Origin of the sequence: Citromicrobium bathyomarinum (assembly GCA_001306305.2) — a bacterium.
Lineage (GTDB): Bacteria > Pseudomonadota > Alphaproteobacteria > Sphingomonadales > Sphingomonadaceae > Alteriqipengyuania > Alteriqipengyuania bathyomarina.
In genome coordinates, this window is record CP155577.1 from 560,563 (window position 1) to 577,679 (window position 17,117).

The 17,117-nt window shown below is 66.6% G+C and carries 17 protein-coding genes; 12 read left to right on the forward strand and 5 right to left on the reverse strand.

Going from position 1 to position 17,117, the window contains the following annotated elements:
* Positions 1–45 precede the first annotated feature (45 nt).
* Both VO57_002865 and VO57_002870 read left to right on the forward strand, forming a co-directional pair.
* The gene (locus VO57_002865; GenBank protein XBL70295.1) at positions 46–858 is read left to right on the forward strand and encodes a DUF1013 domain-containing protein; all 813 of its coding nucleotides are present in this window, start codon (positions 46–48) and stop codon (positions 856–858) included.
* Positions 859–916: 58 nt separating this feature from the next.
* Positions 917–2,584, forward strand: a complete 1,668-nt coding sequence (locus tag VO57_002870) for a long-chain fatty acid--CoA ligase (protein XBL70296.1) — start codon at positions 917–919, stop codon at positions 2,582–2,584.
* A gap of 89 nt (positions 2,585–2,673) precedes the next feature.
* Here VO57_002870 and VO57_002875 read toward each other — a convergent pair whose 3' ends face one another.
* Together VO57_002875 and VO57_002880 are read right to left on the reverse strand one after the other, a co-directional pair.
* Positions 2,674–3,138 (reverse strand): polymer-forming cytoskeletal protein, encoded by a 465-nt coding sequence (locus tag VO57_002875; protein XBL70297.1) that lies wholly within the window; start codon positions 3,136–3,138, stop codon positions 2,674–2,676.
* A gap of 28 nt (positions 3,139–3,166) precedes the next feature.
* Positions 3,167–4,357 carry a peptidoglycan DD-metalloendopeptidase family protein gene (locus VO57_002880; GenBank protein XBL70298.1) on the reverse strand — a complete coding sequence of 397 codons (1,191 nt, stop codon included), beginning with the start codon at positions 4,355–4,357 and terminating at the stop codon, positions 3,167–3,169.
* 180 nt (positions 4,358–4,537) lie between these two features.
* Between VO57_002880 and VO57_002885 the strand changes: the two genes are divergently transcribed.
* The 9 genes from VO57_002885 (at position 4,538) to wecB (ending at position 11,752) form a co-directional block, all read left to right on the forward strand.
* On the forward strand, positions 4,538–5,251 hold the full coding sequence (locus VO57_002885) for a nicotinate-nucleotide adenylyltransferase (protein ID XBL70299.1): 714 nt from the start codon (positions 4,538–4,540) through the stop codon (positions 5,249–5,251).
* Positions 5,252–5,368: 117 nt separating this feature from the next.
* A complete protein-coding gene (rsfS, locus tag VO57_002890) occupies positions 5,369–5,734 on the forward strand; it encodes a ribosome silencing factor (protein ID XBL70300.1) in 366 nt (121 codons plus the stop codon).
* A gap of 27 nt (positions 5,735–5,761) precedes the next feature.
* Positions 5,762–6,184 (forward strand): 23S rRNA (pseudouridine(1915)-N(3))-methyltransferase RlmH, encoded by a 423-nt coding sequence (locus tag VO57_002895; GenBank protein XBL70301.1) that lies wholly within the window; start codon positions 5,762–5,764, stop codon positions 6,182–6,184.
* 5 nt (positions 6,185–6,189) lie between these two features.
* Positions 6,190–7,419, forward strand: a complete 1,230-nt coding sequence (locus VO57_002900; GenBank protein ID XBL70302.1) for a peptidoglycan DD-metalloendopeptidase family protein — start codon at positions 6,190–6,192, stop codon at positions 7,417–7,419.
* Positions 7,420–7,510: 91 nt separating this feature from the next.
* Complete coding sequence (locus VO57_002905; protein ID XBL70303.1) at positions 7,511–8,848, forward strand: S41 family peptidase; 1,338 nt, start codon at positions 7,511–7,513, stop codon at positions 8,846–8,848.
* A 16-nt stretch (positions 8,849–8,864) separates the two neighbouring features.
* On the forward strand, positions 8,865–9,347 hold the full coding sequence (locus tag VO57_002910; GenBank protein XBL70304.1) for a disulfide bond formation protein B: 483 nt from the start codon (positions 8,865–8,867) through the stop codon (positions 9,345–9,347).
* On the forward strand, positions 9,344–9,862 hold the full coding sequence (locus tag VO57_002915) for a demethoxyubiquinone hydroxylase family protein (GenBank protein ID XBL70305.1): 519 nt from the start codon (positions 9,344–9,346) through the stop codon (positions 9,860–9,862). Before VO57_002910 ends, VO57_002915 begins: the two co-directional genes overlap by 4 nt.
* 110 nt (positions 9,863–9,972) lie before the next feature.
* Positions 9,973–10,548 carry a hypothetical protein gene (locus tag VO57_002920; GenBank protein ID XBL70306.1) on the forward strand — a complete coding sequence of 192 codons (576 nt, stop codon included), beginning with the start codon at positions 9,973–9,975 and terminating at the stop codon, positions 10,546–10,548.
* 64 nt (positions 10,549–10,612) lie between these two features.
* On the forward strand, positions 10,613–11,752 hold the full coding sequence (gene wecB / locus VO57_002925) for a UDP-N-acetylglucosamine 2-epimerase (non-hydrolyzing) (GenBank protein XBL70307.1): 1,140 nt from the start codon (positions 10,613–10,615) through the stop codon (positions 11,750–11,752).
* A gap of 17 nt (positions 11,753–11,769) precedes the next feature.
* On the opposite strand, the gene VO57_002930 is transcribed toward wecB, so the two are convergent.
* Positions 11,770–12,771: an NAD-dependent epimerase/dehydratase family protein gene (locus VO57_002930; GenBank protein ID XBL70308.1), complete on the reverse strand. Its 1,002-nt coding sequence runs from the start codon at positions 12,769–12,771 to the stop codon at positions 11,770–11,772.
* Between the two features lie 110 nt (positions 12,772–12,881).
* On the opposite strand from VO57_002930, the gene wecC reads away from it, so the two are divergent.
* Positions 12,882–14,183 carry a UDP-N-acetyl-D-mannosamine dehydrogenase gene (wecC, locus tag VO57_002935; GenBank protein XBL70309.1) on the forward strand — a complete coding sequence of 434 codons (1,302 nt, stop codon included), beginning with the start codon at positions 12,882–12,884 and terminating at the stop codon, positions 14,181–14,183.
* A gap of 23 nt (positions 14,184–14,206) precedes the next feature.
* On the opposite strand, the gene VO57_002940 is transcribed toward wecC, so the two are convergent.
* Both VO57_002940 and VO57_002945 read right to left on the reverse strand, forming a co-directional pair.
* Positions 14,207–16,465 carry a polysaccharide biosynthesis tyrosine autokinase gene (locus VO57_002940; protein ID XBL70310.1) on the reverse strand — a complete coding sequence of 753 codons (2,259 nt, stop codon included), beginning with the start codon at positions 16,463–16,465 and terminating at the stop codon, positions 14,207–14,209.
* Positions 16,466–16,516: 51 nt separating this feature from the next.
* Entirely contained in the window at positions 16,517–17,089 is a 573-nt protein-coding gene (locus VO57_002945; GenBank protein XBL70311.1) for a polysaccharide biosynthesis/export family protein, read from the reverse strand.
* Positions 17,090–17,117: the final 28 nt, after the last annotated feature.

Consider the following 17,117-nt stretch of genomic DNA (forward strand, 5'->3'; position numbering starts at 1 on the left):
GGGCTCCGCCAACAGATCGGGGCCGAGCAGTTCAGGATGACCGTCATGGCCGACCAACCCACTCCGCTGATGCCGCACGCGACCGCCACCTGGCTGGTCGACAATACCGGCCTGAGCTTCGAGCAGATCGCCGAATTCTGCGGGCTGCACATCCTCGAAGTGCAGGCGATGGCAGACGATCTGGCGGGTAGCAAATATACCGGGCGCGACCCTGTCTATGCCGGCGAGCTGACCCAGGAAGAGATCGAGCGCGGTCAGGCAGACAGCACCTACAGCCTCAAGATGCAGAAGGCTCCTGCGGAAGTGACCCGGACCAAGGGGCCGCGCTACACCCCCGTGTCCAAGCGGCAGGACAAGCCGGACGGCATCGCCTGGATCCTGCGCAACCACCCCGAGGTTACCGACGCGCAGATTTCCAAGCTGATCGGGACCACCCGCAACACGATCGGCGCGATCCGCGAACGCAGCCACTGGAACATCCAGAACATCCAGCCGAAAGACCCGGTGACGCTGGGCCTGTGCTCGCAGCGCGAGCTTGACGCGGTGGTCAAGGCTGCGGCGAAGAAGGCCGGGCTGGAAAACGCCGTCTCCGACCCCGCGGTCGAAGCCAGCGACAAGGCGCGTCTGATCGAGGAACTGCGCCGCGAACGCGACGATAACGAGAAGGCCGCCGCCGAAGCCGCGCAGGAAGCCGAAGCCGCCGCATGGCTGCAGGCCAAGCGCGCGAGCGAGGAAGAGCAGCTGAGCGGCATGCCGGTCGGCACCGCAAGCGAAGCGCCCGCCGAGCCGGAAGCCGAAGCGGCCCCCGCCGAAACGCCAGCCGAAGTCGACGACGCCGAGGAGCAGACGGAAGAATAATCCGCCTGCGCTCAAGCAAATACTTGCCGAGCCGCGCGCGCGTCTGCATCATGCTTACATGGATGTAAGCAGCAGCAATTATCACCACCCGCGCCCGTGGGACACGCCCATCGAATCGACCACCATGCCCGCGCTGCTGGCGCGGGCGGTGGCGGCGCACCCTGACCGCACGCTGATCGATTTCCTCGGCCGCAAGCTCAGCTATCAGGCAATGCATGCCGAGGCGCGGCGCTTTGCCGCTGGACTGCAGGCGGCGGGGATCGGGCGCGGCGACCGGGTCGGGCTGTTCCTGCCCAACGTGCCGATCTACCTTTCCGCCTATTACGGCGCGATGCTGGCGGGCGCGACGGTGGTCAATTTCTCGCCGCTCTATTCGGTCGACGAGCTTTCGCATCAGGTGGAGGATTCGGGCACCCGGCTGCTGGTCACGGTCGACGCGAACGCGCTTTACGGCACCGCGCAGGCGGTGCTCGAAGGTTCTTCGCTGGAAACGCTGGTGGTGGGCGAACTCGCCGGCATGCTGCCGACGCTCAAGGCGCTGGGCCTCAAGCTGTTCAAACGTAGCGCGATCGCCAAGCCCGCCTATGGGAAGAGCATCGTGCGCTGGGACGGGATGCTGCCGCGCAGCGAGCCGACCCCGCTCGACATCACGCCCGACGAAATCGCGCTGCTGCAATATACCGGCGGCACCACGGGCCGGCCCAAGGGCGCGATGCTGAGCCACGGCAACCTTGCTGCCAATGCCCAGCAGGTCGATGCGATCGACCCGTTCGAGCGTGACGAGCCGGACATCATCATGGGCGCGCTGCCGCTGTTCCATGTCTTTGCGAACACCTGTGTGCTCAACCGCAGCATCGTGCGCGGGGCAACCATCGCGATGGTGCCGCGGTTCGAAGCGGGCGACGTACTCAAGACGCTCAGTCGCGCAAATGTGACCGGTTTCCCGGGCGTGCCGACCATGTTTCAGGCGCTGCTCGACCATCCCAAGGCGGCGACGACCGACTTCTCCTCGCTCAGAATCAGCATTTCGGGCGGCGCGCCGCTGGCCGATCCGCTGCGCGACAAGTTCGAGACGCTCTCCGGCGTGCGGCTGGTCGAAGGTTATGGCCTGACCGAGAGTTCTGGCGTGGTTTCGACCAATCCCTACCTCGCCACGCGCAAGACGGGCACCATCGGTCAGCCGATTCCGGGCACGAGACTGCTGTTGCTCGACAAGGAGGACGAAACGAAGCTCGCCCCCGAGGGTGAGCCGGGCGAGCTGGCGATCAACGGCCCGCAGATCATGCAGGGTTACTGGAACCTGCCCGAAGCCGACGCCGAGGTGTTCATCGAGCATCAGGGCCGCAAGTGGCTGCGTACCGGCGATGTCGCGCGGATCGATGCGGACGGCTTCATCGAGATCGTCGACCGGATCAAGGACATGATCGCGGTCGGCGGGTTCAAGGTCTTCCCCAGCCAGGTGGAGGACGTGCTCCAGACCCATCCCGCCATTCGCGACGTGCTGGTGATCGGGGTGCCAGACGATTACCACGGTGAGGTTCCGCGCGCCTACGCGACGCTGCAACCCGATCAGGAAGCCCCCACCGCCGAGGCGCTGCGCGACTGGCTCAACACCCGCGTGGGCAAGCACGAGCGGGTCGACCAGGTGGTGATTCGCAAGGAACTGCCGGTGACGATGGTCGGCAAGCTCGACCGCAAGGCGCTGAGGGCTGAAGTGCTTGGCTGATCACACGGCCTCGTTGCGAGGATACAGCGCATGAAAAAGGGGGCCGTCACGCGATCCGCGACGGCCCCCTTTTTTCGTAAGATCGGCGATCAGTAGTAGTTGGCGCTCGCGCTGGCACTCTTCTCGTCCGAGGAGTCATCCGAGGAGAAGGGCGAAATGCCCAGATCGGCGGTGGTCGAACCGCCCGCCGAAGAGGTGCTTTCGCTGCTGCTCTCGCTCTGGGCGCTCGCCTGGCTCGAAGAGGCACTGGCGGAACCGGCTTCGCGCGGGGCGAAACGGCCCTGGACCGAGGCACCCTGTTCCACGGTCAGCGCTTCGTAGTGGACATCGCCGTTGATCGTCGCGCTGCGCAGGATCACCAGCTCACGCGCGTGGATCGATCCGTCGACCCGCCCGGCAAGGCGCGCGCTTTCCGCCTTCACTTCGCCGGCGATCTGGCTGGCTTCGCCCTGCACCAGCGAGGCGCAGTCGATATCGCCTTCGACCGTGCCGTCGATATGCAGTTCGGTCGAGGCCGCGATGTTACCGGTGATGGTGACGTCGGCGCCGAGCACCGAGAAGCTCCCCGAGGAGGACGACGACTTAGACACCGGCGTTGCCCTGGGTGTCGCTGGCCGTGCGGGTGCGCTGGGCGCCGGAGTTTCGGCGGACTTTTTTGAGAACATCGGGGGCTAACTCCAAGAATGTGCGCGGATTGACTGCTGTGCCGTTCACTCGAACCTCGAAATGCAAGTGCGGGCCGGTCGAACGACCGGTGCTACCGATTGCGCCGATAACCGTACCTGCTTCAACCCGCTGCCCGACCCGCGCCTCAAAACGCGACATGTGGGCGTAACGGGTTAAGAGACCTTGCCCGTGGCTGATTTCGACCACGTTACCATAGCCGCCCTTTCGGCCCACAAATGTCACGGTTCCCCGCGCGGTGGCGAAGATCGGCGCGCCCATCCTGGCGGGGAAGTCCAGCCCGCGGTGCATCGCGGCGCGCCCGGTGAAGGGGTCACGGCGATAGCCGTAGGAGGAATTGACCGCCGCCGCCTTGGTCGGTGCGAACTGCGGCACGCCCTGCAGCGTCGCTTCGAGTGTGGCCATGCGCGACAGGCTCGCGCCGAGGCGTTCGAATCGCGGATCGATCTGCTCGTCCTTGCCGAACAGCGCTTCGAGCGGGCCGCCGCGCGCGCTGGTGTCGGCCGAGGCGAGCATCCGGTCCGGATCGAGGCCAAGCTCGCGCAGCGCCCACATCGCGCGGCGCGATCGCTGGTCGGCGTAGCGGGTCAGCCCTTCGACGAAGGCGAGCTGGCGTGATTCGATCCGCGCAAGCGAGGCCGCTTCGGGCACTGCGGCGGAGACCTTCTCGACCAGTTCGTCGGTCTCGTTGGTGCTGTCGGTGACATTGTCGTGCTTGACTGCATCGGGGGGCAGCATCTCGATCATGCCCTCGATGAAGTCCTGCCGCTTCTCCAGATCCTGCGTCACCTCGCCGATATTGGCGCGGTAGGCCTTCAGCCGCTCTTCCGAAGTGGCGACATCCGCCTCGCGCTCCAGCAGCGCGACCCGCTCCACGCTGGAGCGGTATTGCAGCACGCTCATCACGCCCATGCTGCCCACGAAGGCGACCGAGGCGGTCAGCGCCAGTGCGGCGGTGCGTTTCTGAAGTTTCGAACTGATCTTGATGAAACGGACCTGGCCTTGCGAGCGCATGAAAAACTCACGCTCCGGAAACCAGTTTTCCATCCGCTCACGCCAGGTGAGCCGGTGCTGCTGTTCGTTGCTCAAGTCGACCCCTACCGTTGTCCCGGTCCCGATTCGGGGGTTAACAGTGGGGCCCGACACGGTCGAATCCCGCGCCGAGTCGTTAGGACGAACGGAACCCTACCTACGATGAACTGTTAAATACCGATGGCGTTAACCATGTTTACGCGGGAACCACTTGGTCATTCGCGGGTTCCGCTGCGCTTGACCGACCGTCCGCCTCCACCATTCCACGCGTCCACCACCCGACGCAGGAGGCGGCGCGTCGGCCTGCTCGGGGGCAGCTTCAACCCGGCGCATGGCGGCCACCGGCGAATCTCGCTGTTCGCGATGGACGCGCTCGGGCTGGACGAGGTGTGGTGGCTGGTCTCGCCCGGCAATCCGCTCAAGCCGAAAGAGGGCATGGCTCCGCTGGCCGCGCGTTATGCCTCGGCGGTGGCGCAGGCGCGCCGCGCGCCGATCCGGGTGACCGCTATCGAGCGCGAGCTGGGCACGCGCTATACGGTCGACACCATCGCAGCGTTGCAGAATCGCTTCTCTGCCCACGAATTCGTGTGGCTGATGGGGTCTGACAATCTGGTGACATTCCACAAGTGGCGGGCGTGGCGCCGGATCGTATCGAGCGTGCCGATTGCGGTGATCGCCAGACCGGGGTATGAGATGGCAACCGTCGCCAGCCCCGCGGCGGCCATGCTGCGGCGTTTCCGGGTGGATCCGGCGCAGCTCAGGAAACGGGGCGAGTGGAGCGCACCTATTCTGGTGACATTGCGTTTTGATCCCGATGCCCGGTCCGCCACCGCGATTCGCGCTGGCGCGCCAGACTGGGCCGCCGATTATCGTGACGCTGCGCTCCGCGATCAGATTACCCATCGCCCCATCACAGATTTCAGTATCGATCCGGAGCCGGGCAGCGCATGACTCGCATATGCTCCCGGCCATTCCCATATCACTGGAATGACAGGAGTATCGACCTCGCCCATGACCAATGTGCAAGCCGCCATCATGCCCGCCACCAAAGCCCCGAGAGTTTCTGCCATGACTGAAGACAGGTCCGACGCGCTCCACGCGCTGGTGATGCAGCAGCTCGACGACGATCAGGCTCAGGACATCGTCAGCATCGACCTGGCCGGCAAATCGAGCATGGCCGATCACATGGTGGTCGCCTCCGGCCGGTCGACCCGGCAGGTCGCCTCGATCGCGCAGAAGCTGGCCGAGAAGATCAAGCAGGACGGCTACGGCTCGGTCCGGCTCGAAGGCTTGCCCGCCGCCGACTGGGTGGTGATCGATGCGGGCGACGTGGTGATCCACCTGTTCCGCCCCGAAGTGCGCAGCTTCTACAATATCGAGCGGATGTGGTCCTTTGGCGACGACGAGAACCGGACCGTCGCAGGCAACGCCTAGGTTTCCTCCTGGTGCGAGCGCTGAACAATGCTGCTTCACATCATCGCGCGCGGCAAGATCGGACGCTCGGCCGAGGCACAGCTGGTCGACCGCTATCTGACGCGGATTGCGTGGGACACCAAACTGACCGAACTGCCCGACACCGGCGGCAAAATCCCGCCGACCAAGGATCCGCACCGCACCGTCGCGCTCGACGAGAAAGGGCGCGATCTTTCCTCCGAACAGCTTGCCGAAATCCTCGGCCAGTGGCGCGATGGTGGGATTCGCGAGACGCGTTTCCTGATCGGTGCCGCCGACGGGCATAGCGAGGCCCAGCGCCAGGAGGCGGACCTGCTGCTCGCATTCGGCAGCGCGACCTGGCCGCACCTGCTGGCGCGCGCGATGCTGGCCGAACAGCTCTATCGCGCGACGAGCATTCTTGCAGGACATCCCTATCATCGGGCAGGGTAGCACGCGTGCTACACCGCCTCGCCCTGCTTGCCGCGCCGATTGCCGCGATCGCGCTGGTCGTCGCCGCGCCGCAGGTGCGTGGGCAGGGCGTCGAGGCCTACGAGAATGCGGACGCGGTGCGCGCCGCGATCGAGCGGGCGCAGCAGGCGTCGCAGCGGGCTGCTCAGCGCGCCCGCTCGCTTGAAGCTGCTGCCGCCGAGGCGGAGCAGGAGGCAGCGAAGGTCGCCCGCCAGTCCGCCGCGCTTGCCGCACGGATTCAGGAAACCGAGGCGCAGATCGCGGTGGCGCAAGGCCGCCTGTCGCTGATCGCGCGCCAGCAGCGCGCGCTCGATGCACGGCTGGCCGAGCGGCGCGAACCGCTGATCCGACTGACCGGCGCGTTGCAGAACGTCTCGCGCAGGCCGCTGGTGCTGTCGGTGTTCCGACCCGGATCGATCCGCGACAGCATGTATCTGCGCGCGGTTCTGGAGACGACCATCCCCGAAGTGCGCGGGCGCACCGCCGCGCTGCGCGGAGAGATCGACCGCAGCCGCGCGCTGCGTGATCGGGCCGAAACCCTGCTCGCCAAGCTGGCCGAGGAAGAGGGGCGCCTCGCGCTGCGCCGCAAGCAGCTGGCCGAGATCGAGACCCGCAAGCGGCTCGCCGCGCGCCGCCGGGGCGGGGAGGCCGACCGGCAGGAAGAGCGCGCGCTCGCCTTCGCCGAACAGGCGCGCGATCTGGACGGGCTGGTGGCGCGGATAGATGCAGCGGGCACATTGCGTGAGGAGCTGGCCGCGCTACCCGGCCCGGTGATGCGCCCGTCCGACCCGGGTCGTGCGCGCACACGCGCCATACCGATGCCCGCACCGACGCGCGAGCAGATCCGCTCGCCCGCAGGCCTGCGCCTGCCGGTCGATGGGCGCACGCTGCGCGGTTTCGGATCGGTCGACAGCTCGGGCGTGCGCAGCGATGGCATCCTGCTGCGCGCGGGCGGCGGAGCGCAGGTCGTCACCCCCGCACCGGGCCGGGTCGCCTTTGCCGGGCCGTTTCGCGGCTATGGCCGGATCGTTATCGTCGAACACCCGGGCGGCTGGACCAGCCTCGTCACCGGGCTCGCGCGCACCGACGTGACCGTGGGCGAGCAGCTGACCGAAGGCGCATCGCTGGGGGTCGCCCCGTCTGCGGGCGGTCCGATCGGGTTCGAACTGCGGCTGGGCGGGCGCCCGGCGAACCCTCTCGACCACCTGTCGAACTGAGCTTGCCCCCTCGCGGCACCGTCCCAAGTGCATCTGGCGTTAATGGCTTGCTCCCTATAAACGGGGGCGAATGTCCGGAAGGCTTGAGACTATGAAACTGCCCGTCGTCGCCCGCTCGCTCGCGCTGGTCACCGCCGTAGCGATGATTCCCATCGCCACCGCCGGCATGGCCCAGGTCGACAGCCGCGTGGCGCCCGAGTTCGCCAAGCTGTTCGCCACCTATCAGCGGATTCAGGCGAGCTATGTCGACGAAGTCGATGACGAGAAGCTGATTCGCGGCGCGATCGACGGGATGCTCGCGAGCCTCGATCCGCATTCGGCCTATCTCGACGGCAGCGATCTGGAGCGGCTCGAAACGCTGATCGACGGCAATTATTCAGGGCTCGGCCTGTCGGTCGTGATGGAAGACGGCGCGGTCAAGGTGATCAGCCCGTTCCGCGGCAGCCCCGCGGAAAAGGCCGGGATCAAGGCGGGCGACTTCATCACCCACCTTGATGGCAAGCTGATCTACGGCGGCGATCTGGACGAGGCGGTGCAGCAGATGCGCGGCCCCGCCGGCACCTCGATCAATCTGACGATCTTCCGCCCTGGCAGCGACGAGCCGATCGAAACCAGCGTGACGCGCGGCGTGATCGAGCTGGAGCCGGTCACCTACGAAGTGAAGGACGGCAAGATCGGGGTCATCACCGTCAACGAATTCTCGCGCGATGTCGGCGCGGACGTGTTTGCGGCGTGGAACGATATCCAGCGCGAGGCGGGCGGCCGGGTCAACGGCCTGGTGCTCGACCTGCGCTCCAACCCTGGCGGTTCGTTGGACGAGGCGATCGCGCTGTCGGACCTGTTCCTCGACGAGGGGCGGATCGTCTCGCAGCGCGGCCGTGCGCGGGGCGAATCGATGTCGTTCAACGCGGAGACGGTTTATCGTGGGCAGATCGCCAAGGATGTGCCACTGATCGTGCTGATCGACGCGGGCTCCGCCTCGGCAAGCGAGATCGTCGCGGGCGCGCTGCAGGATCACCGCCGCGCGCTGATCATGGGCGAACGCAGCTTCGGCAAGGGCAGCGTGCAGTCGCTGGTCCCGCTGGGGCCGGACGCCGCGCTCAAGCTGACCACCGCGCGTTACTACACGCCGTCGGGCCATTCGGTGCAGGAAGGCGGGATCAAGCCCGACATCCGTGTGCCGCAGCTGTCCGATCCGGACATGGAACGGCGCCGCAAGTACCAGCTGCGCGAAAGCGACCTGCGCGGTCACCTGATCAACGAGGCCGATCTGAAGGACGACGATCTGGAGAACGACATCCGCCAGGATCCGCGCTTCACCCAGACCGCCGCCGAGCTGGAAGAGCAGGGGATCGAGGATTTCCAGCTCGACTACGCGCTCAAGACGCTGCGCCGGACCACGCCCAGCTCGGTCGCGCTGCGCAAGTAGTCCGGGCGATACAGGCATGATCGATACGCCCACCGCGCGCACCGCACGCTGGATCGTCCTGCTCGTCCCCGCGCTGCTCCTGGGCGGGGCCTATGTCAGCCAGTACGTCTTCGGCCTGTACCCGTGCGAAATGTGCTGGTGGCAGCGCTATCCGCATTTTGCTGCGTTGGCACTGGCGCTGCTCGCCTTCATCGCCCCTCCCCAGCGGGTCTGGATCGCCCTTGCGGCGCTGGCGATCATCGCCTCGGGCCTGATCGGCCTGTTTCACGCAGGGGTGGAGTATCACTGGTGGCAGGGGATCACCGGCTGCGCGGCAATCCCCTCGGCCAGCGAAGGGGGCAGTGCGCTCGACGCGATCATGAACACGCCGCTGGTGCGCTGCGACGAGGCGGCGTGGCGACTGTTCGGGATCTCGCTGGCGGGCTATAACTTCCTGATATCGACTGCGGCGGGAATCGCCGCGATTTCGCTGCTGGCGAAGAAGGGCAAGCGCGCATGAAAGACCATATCCACCGGATGATCCGGGTCGATCAGGCAGGCGAGTTCGGCGCAACGCGCATCTATGCCGGGCAGCTGGCGGTGATGGGCGATCGCGGGCCGCATTCGGGCGAGATCGCCGCGATGGCGCGGCAGGAAGACGAACATCACGAAGCGTTCAACCGGCTGGTCGCAGAGCGGGGCGTGCGCCCGACCGCGCTGCACCCGTTCTGGTCCGTCGCCGGCTATGCGCTGGGCGCGGCGACCGCGCTGATCGGGCCCAAGGCCGCGATGGCCTGCACCGCCGCGGTCGAGACCGAGATCGACCTGCATTATTCCAAACAGCTCGACGAGCTGAAGGATGCCGACGAAGATCCCGAACTGCAGGGCATGATCGAACAGTTTCGCGAGGAAGAGCGTGAGCATCACGATGCCGCGATCGCTGCTGGGGCAGAGGAAACCCCCGGCTATCCGCTGCTCTCTGCCGCGATCCGGCTGGGCTGCCGCGCCGCGATCCGCCTGTCCGAGCGGGTGTGATGCGCGGGAACCGCCCCTCGCGCTCGCTCGCTTCAGTCACAGTTCAGCCATCCGGCGCGCTTATGCAGTGCGCCCACAGACCATCCCATTCCTTGCCGCAGAGGCCCACCATGAAAATCTTCGCAACCGCCGCCATTGCCAGCCTGATCGCCCTTGGCGCAGGCGCGCCCGCCGCCGCACAGGACGAGGCCGGGGACAAGGTCAGCATGGTCATCGCCTATGGCGACGATGAGGTCGACTGCCCGGAAGACACGATCTGCGTCGTCGCGCGGATGGACGAGAGTGAACGCTTCCGCATCCCCGAAAACCTGCGCTACAGCAACGACCCGGCCAATACCGCCTGGGCCAAGCGGGTCGAAAGCTTCGAATATGTCGGCAAGTTCGGCGCGATGAGCTGCTCGCCCTCGGGCGCGGCGGGCTTCACCGGCTGCACCCAGAAGATGATCGACGCCGCCTACGAAGCGCGCGAAGGCGGGTCCGCCGCCCGCTTCGGCCAGCTGATCGCTGAAGCGCGGGCGGAGCGGCTTTCGACCATAGACGAGGATGCCGCCGCCGAGCAGGAGCGCGTCGAACAGATCGAGCGCGAATACATGGAGCGGATCGAGCGTGAGCGGGAGGCCGAAGTCGCTGCCGAGGCGCTGCCGCAACCCACCACGCAGCAGCCTGATGGTTCGGGCGACGAGTAAGGCCCTCGCACGCAGTTAACGCGCCGTCTCGGCTTGTTAACCGATTTTGCGTAAGCGGGGCGACATGGCCCGCACGAACACCAACGCGCCGCTCAAGATTGCAATCGTCTTCGGCACCCGGCCGGAGGCGATCAAGCTCTTCCCGCTGATCCACCTGCTGCGCGAAGACCCGCGCTTTGCGCCTGTAGTCGTCTCTACCGGGCAGCACCGCGCAATGCTCGATCAGGTGCTCGATATTGCGCAGGTTGTGCCCGATCACGATCTCGCGGTGATGCGCGCGGACCAGAGCCTCGACGCGCTGACCGCGCGGCTTCTGACCGGAATCGGCGAAACGCTGGATGCCGAGTCGCCCGACTGGGTGGTCGTGCAGGGCGACACGGCCAGTGCGATGTGCGGCGCACTCGCCGCGTTTTACCGCAAAATCCCGATCTGCCATGTCGAGGCGGGCCTGCGCAGCGGCGACATCCACCATCCCTGGCCCGAAGAGGTCAACCGCAAGGTGATCGGCACGATGGCCGCGCTCCACTGCGCACCGACGCAGACCGCCGCCGACGCGCTACGACGCGAGAATATCGACACTGCCAGCATTCACGTCACCGGCAACACGGTGATCGACGCGCTCCACTGGGTACTCGGCGCGATCAAGCGTAAGCCCGATCTTGCGGCGGATCTGCACACGGCGGCGCAGCGCTTTGCAGGCAAGCGGATCATAGGCGTCACCACCCACCGCCGCGAGAATTTCGGCGAGGGGATGCGCGCGGTTGCCCGGGCGATCCGCGCGATCGCGGAGCGGGACGACACCGCCGTGCTGTTCCCCGTCCACCTCAACCCCAATGTCCGCGCCACCATGCATGACGAGTTGGAGGGGCTGGACAATGTCGCGCTGCTCGAACCACTCGACTATCCCAATTTCGCCGCGCTGATGCAGGCGAGCACGCTGATGCTGACCGACAGCGGCGGCGTGCAGGAAGAAGCGCCCGCACTGGGCAAGCCGGTGCTGGTGATGCGCGCGACGACCGAGCGGCCCGAAGGGGTCGAGGCAGGCACGGCCAAGCTGGTCGGCACCGATCCCGAAGCGATCCAGCGCGAGGTCTTCCGCCTGCTCGACGACGAGGCTGCCTATGCTGCGATGGCGCAGGCGCACAATCCGTTCGGCGATGGCCACTCATCGCAGCGGATCGCGCAGCTGATGGCTCAGCACTAACGGCGCTCAGCGCACGCCTAGTCGATCCCGTGATAGGCCTTGAACCAGCTGACGAAGCGCGGGAAGCCTTCGTCGGCGCTGGTTTCGGGCTGGAAGCCGTGGTCACGCGCGATCGCATCGATATCGGCGAAGGTGCGCGGCACGTCGCCCTTCTGCATCGGCAGCAGCTCGATCTGCGCCTTGCGACCACACGCGGCCTCGATGATCCCGATCACCCGCATCAGCTCTTCGGAGCGGTTGTTGCCGATATTGTAGAGCGCGTGCGGCGCTACGCTACCACCCGGCTTGGTCGCTCCGTCGTCGCCCGGCGGTCCGTCGAGGCAGGCGACGATGCCGCGCACGATATCGTCCACATAGGTGAAATCCCGGCTCATCTCGCCATTGTTGAACACCGGAATCGGCTCGCCTTTCAGGATCTTCTGCGTGAAAATCCACGGCATCATGTCGGGCCGGCCCCACGGGCCGTAGACGGTGAAAAACCTGAGGCCGGTCTGCGGCAGGCGGTAGAGATGGGCGTAGCTTTCGCTCATCAACTCGTCCGCCTTCTTGGTCGCGGCGTAGAGTGAGTAGGGGTGATCGACCCGGTCCTCGACCGCGAAGGGCACCTTCTCGTTCCCGCCATAGACCGAGCTTGAGCTAGCATAGACGAGGTGGTCGACGCCGCGTTCGCGCCCCAGTTCCAGCATGTTGAGATGGCCGGAAATGTTCGAATGCGCATAGGCGCGCGGGTTCTCGAGCGAATAGCGGACCCCCGGCTGGGCGCCGAGATGGACGATCCGGTCGAAGTCGTGTCCGTCAAGCGCGCGCGCCAGCGCCTCGTGATCGCCGAAATCGCATTCGATGAAGCGGAACGCCTCGCCCGCCGTCGCCGCCACCCGCGCGAGACGGTCGCGCTTCAGAGAGACCGCGTAATAGGGGTTGAGATTGTCGATCCCGATCACGCGATGGCCACGCGCCACCAGTGCCTCGGCCAGCGAGGCACCGATGAAGCCCGCCGCTCCGGTAACCAGAATGTTCACGCAGGTCTCCTTGCTCGCGCATGCCCCTAGCATCGGGGCCGTTACCATAAATTTTACCCGCGCCATGCAAAAGCGATGCGGAAGACTAGGCCACAGGGGCACGCAGACGCATGACCAACGACACACCCACGGTTGCCGTGGTCGGGCTCGGCTATATCGGCTTGCCCACCGCTGCAATCATCGCGCGCACCGGATGCGCGGTCACCGGCGTCGATGTCTCGCCCGAAGTGGTCGAAACGATCAACCGCGGCGCGATCCATATCGAGGAAGTCGATCTGGACGGGCTGGTCCAAGCGGTGGTCTCGCGCGGGACGCTGTGTGCCTCTACCCAGATGCCGCGCGCCGATGTCTATGTCATCGCGGTGCCTACCCCGTTCGAGAAGGATGGCGAGCATACGCCCGATACCGGCTACGTGATGGCCGCTGCCGACGCGATCGCCCCGGTTCTGGATGCGGGCGCGCTGGTGATCTGCGAGAGCACCTGTCCGGTCGGCACGACCGATGCGGTGCGCGACCGTCTGGCCGCGCTACGCCCCGATCTTGCGATGCCGGGGCTGGCGGCGGGCACGCCCGATATCGCCATCGCCTATTGCCCGGAGCGGGTGCTGCCGGGCCGCATTCTGGAGGAACTGGTCCATAATGATCGCTCGGTCGGCGGGGTCACGCCGCGCTGTGCGCGCAAGGCGATCGCCTTCTACAAGCGCTTCGTGCGCGGGGAATGCATCGCCACGGACGCACGCTCGGCAGAGATGACCAAGCTGGTCGAAAACGCGTTTCGCGACGTCAACATCGCCTTTGCCAACGAATTGTCGATGATCGCCGACAAGCAGGGGCTGGACGTGTGGGAGGTGATCCGCCTCGCCAACCGCCACCCGCGGGTCAACGTTCTCCAGCCCGGGCCCGGTGTCGGCGGCCACTGCATCGCGGTCGACCCGTGGTTCATCGTCCACGGCGCACCCGAAGACGCCCGCGTCATCCGCACCGCGCGTGAGGTCAATGATGCCAAGATGCAGCACGTGCTGGAGCGCGCGAGTGCGCTGATCGAAGAGAACCCGCGGGTGCCGGTCGCGTGCCTTGGGCTCGCGTTCAAGGCGAATATCGACGATTTTCGGGAAAGCCCCGCGCGCTTCATCGCCGCGCGGCTGGCGCGCACATTCGGCTCGCGGATCAATATCGTGGAGCCGTTTGCGCGCGAACTGCCGATCGAATTCGGGGAAACCGGCGCGAAGCTTGTCGACATCGACACCGCGCTGGAAACCTGCGGCATCCTGATCGTGCTGGTCGACCACGACCTGTTCCGCTCGATCCCGGCGGAAGAGCGCGCCCACGCGCTGGTTTACGATACGCGCGGTATCTGGGCGGCGGATACGCCTGCACCGGGCCGGGCGACTCCGCTACGCCTTGCAAGCTGAAGATGTGAAGCGGCCGGCGTGACTCAGGCCTTGGCCTTGCCGCCCTTCTCCTCATCCTCTTTGCCGTATGAGTATCCGTATTCGTAGCCGTAGGAATAACCGTAGGCGGATTTCTTGGCTTCGAACTTGGTGAGGAGGGCGCCGAAGATGCGGATGTTGGCGGAGTTCAGGCGTCCGATGGCGTTCTTGACGAGGCCGGCGCGGATATTGTGGGATTCGACCACGTAGAGCACGCCTTCGACATGGGTTGCGATGAGCGGCGCGTCGGCGAGGCCCATGACCGGTGGCGAGTCGATCACGACATGGTCGTAGGTTTCCAGCAGGCGGCGCATCAGCAGGTCGAGGCGGTTGCCGGTCAGCAGTTCGGCGGCGTTGGGCGGGATCGGACCGGCCGACATCGCGGTGAACCCCAGGTGGGTCATCGGGAAGGTCATGGTCTCGATCTCGTCGTCGCCGGCGAGGAAGTTGGACAGGCCGCGATCGTGATCGACCCCGCCCAGCTGGTGGACCGAGGGTGAGCGCATGTCGCCATCGACCAGGATCACGCTCTTGCCCGCACGCGCCAGCGTGGTGGCAAGCGCCAGCGAACTGGTCGACTTGCCTTCCGCAGGCCGGGTCGAGGTGACCGCGAACGAGCGCGGCACGCCGTGTTCGGTGGTGAAGCCCAGGTTGGTGAACGCGGCGAGATAGGCATCGACCAGGCTCGACTTGCGATCGAGCAGCGCCTCGTCCGGACGCCCCTCGGCAACCGTGGGGATCGTGCCCAGCAGCGGCAGGCCGAGCTTGCGGCGCACCTCCGTGGGATCGGTGATCGCCTCGTCGATCTGTTCGAGCAGGAAGGCCAGCGCCGCGCCCAGACCCGCGCCCACGATCAGCGAGAGCAGGATGTTCATCAGCAGGTTGGGGCTGGAGGGGGCCTGCGGGACATCGGCCGGATCGATGATCGAGACATTGTTGACCCCGACCCCGCCGGCAACGCCGATCTCCTTGAAGCGCTGCAGCAGCCCGTCATAGAGCGCGCGGTTGGTATCCACCTCCTGCTGGTAGATATTGTACTGGATCGAGCGGCGACGCAGGTCGAGATAGTCCGCCTTGAGGCGATTGACCCGCGCCTGGAGCGTCTGTTCGCGCTCCAGCGCGGCGCGGTAATCGCCCTGCAGCGAGCCCGAGACGCGCGCTTCCTCGCGTGCGATCGCCCGGTCGAGCTCGTCGATCTGCGATTGCAGCGCGCGCGCCTGCGGATAGCCCGGCTCGAACCGGACCATCAAAAGCTCGTACTGGCCGGCCAGATCGGCGCGCTTCTCGCGCAAGTTGTTGATCGCCGGGTTGGACAGCGATTCGGTGGAGGAGGAGCCGCCGCCCGCCTGGCGTGCGCGCGCCTCGGCCTGGATCCGGTCGGCGGTCGCCTCGGTCAGCGCGGCGTTGAGCGCGGCCAGATCGTCGGCCACGATCGAGCGTTCCTGCGTGCGCCCGTCGGCCCCGGGCTGTGCGGGCAGGTTGATGATCTCCTCGCTCGAGGCGTAGGTCACCAGCTGGCGCTGGGACTCATCGAGGCGTTCCTTGTAGTCGGCCAGCTGCGCCTGCAGCTGGTCGCGCCCGTAGGAGGTCGCCTGGACCTTGCGCTCGAGGTTGGACTGGATGAAGTTTTCCGCCCAGCTGTTCGAGACCCGCGCGGCAAAGGCGGGATCGGGCCCGGTAAAGCTGATGTCGACCAGCCGCGAGAGGCGCGCGGGCGCAACGCTGATATTGGCGAGCAGGATCTCGCCCGCGATCCGCTGACGGTCCTGGCGGCCCTGCGCGGTGTAGCGCCCGTTATCGAGCGCGAAGGCGGGGTCGTCTCCGCCTTCCACGCCGTAGGATGCGAAGAACTCGGGATTGTCGATCAGGCCCAGCTGGCCTGCCACCCGCTCGGCCAGGGTGCGCGCGCGCAGCAGGCCGTACTGGGTCTGGTAGAACTCCTGGTCGGAGATGGAGACCTCGCGCTCGACCCCTTCGAAGTTGGTCACCTGGCTGCCTTCGCGCGAGATCTCGATCGTCGCGGTGGCGGTGTATTGCGGGGTCATCAGCAGGGTCGCGACCAGGCCCAGCGCAACGCAGGCCGCGATCGAACCCAGGATCAGCCAGCGCCAGCGCTGCGCGATCCGCAGGTAATGCTGCACGATCGAGGGCCCATCGCCCTCGCCCGGCTGGCCCGCCTGCACGCCCAGCGGATTGCCGCCACCCTGCGGGGGCTGGTCGGAAGGGCCGGACTCGCTGCCGAACCGGGAGGCCTGGATGTTCATGCTCGGCTAAAACCTTGTTGCAGGCGCACGATTGCGCGCGCCCGGAAAAACCTACTGCAAAATCGTGACCAGCGGCGATGCCAGCAGCGGCGCCACCGTCAGGAAGTCGCGGAACAGACGTCGCTGGGGGGAGTCGCCCACCACCACGATGTCGTTGGCGTAAATCGCGGGGTCGTCGTACAGCCCGCGCTCGATCGCCTCAAGGCTGTAGAGCCCGGCCATCCGCCGGCCGTTGACCGTGCGCAGGATCACCACCTCGTCCTTGCGCGCAAACTCGCTCGTCCCGCGCGCCGCCGCGATCGCACGCAGCAGCGTCGTCTGGTTGGTCACCGGATACAGGCCCGGGGTCTCGACCTCGCCCGACACGGTCACCACCTGGCTGACCGAGTTGACGATGTTCACCGTCACCTCCGGATCGCGCACGTAACGCGCATCCAGCGCCCGCTCCACATCCATCGCCAGCTCGCCCGCGGTCTTGCCGCCAGCCTCGACCGTGCCCAGAAACGGCAGCGCAATCCGCCCGCTCGCATCCACCTGCACATCGCGCGTGAACTCGGGATAGTTGAATACCTCGATCCGGATCGTGTCCAGCGGACCAATCAGCGCAGGACGATCCGGCGCCACTAGATCATCCCGATTGGGAATAGGCAGC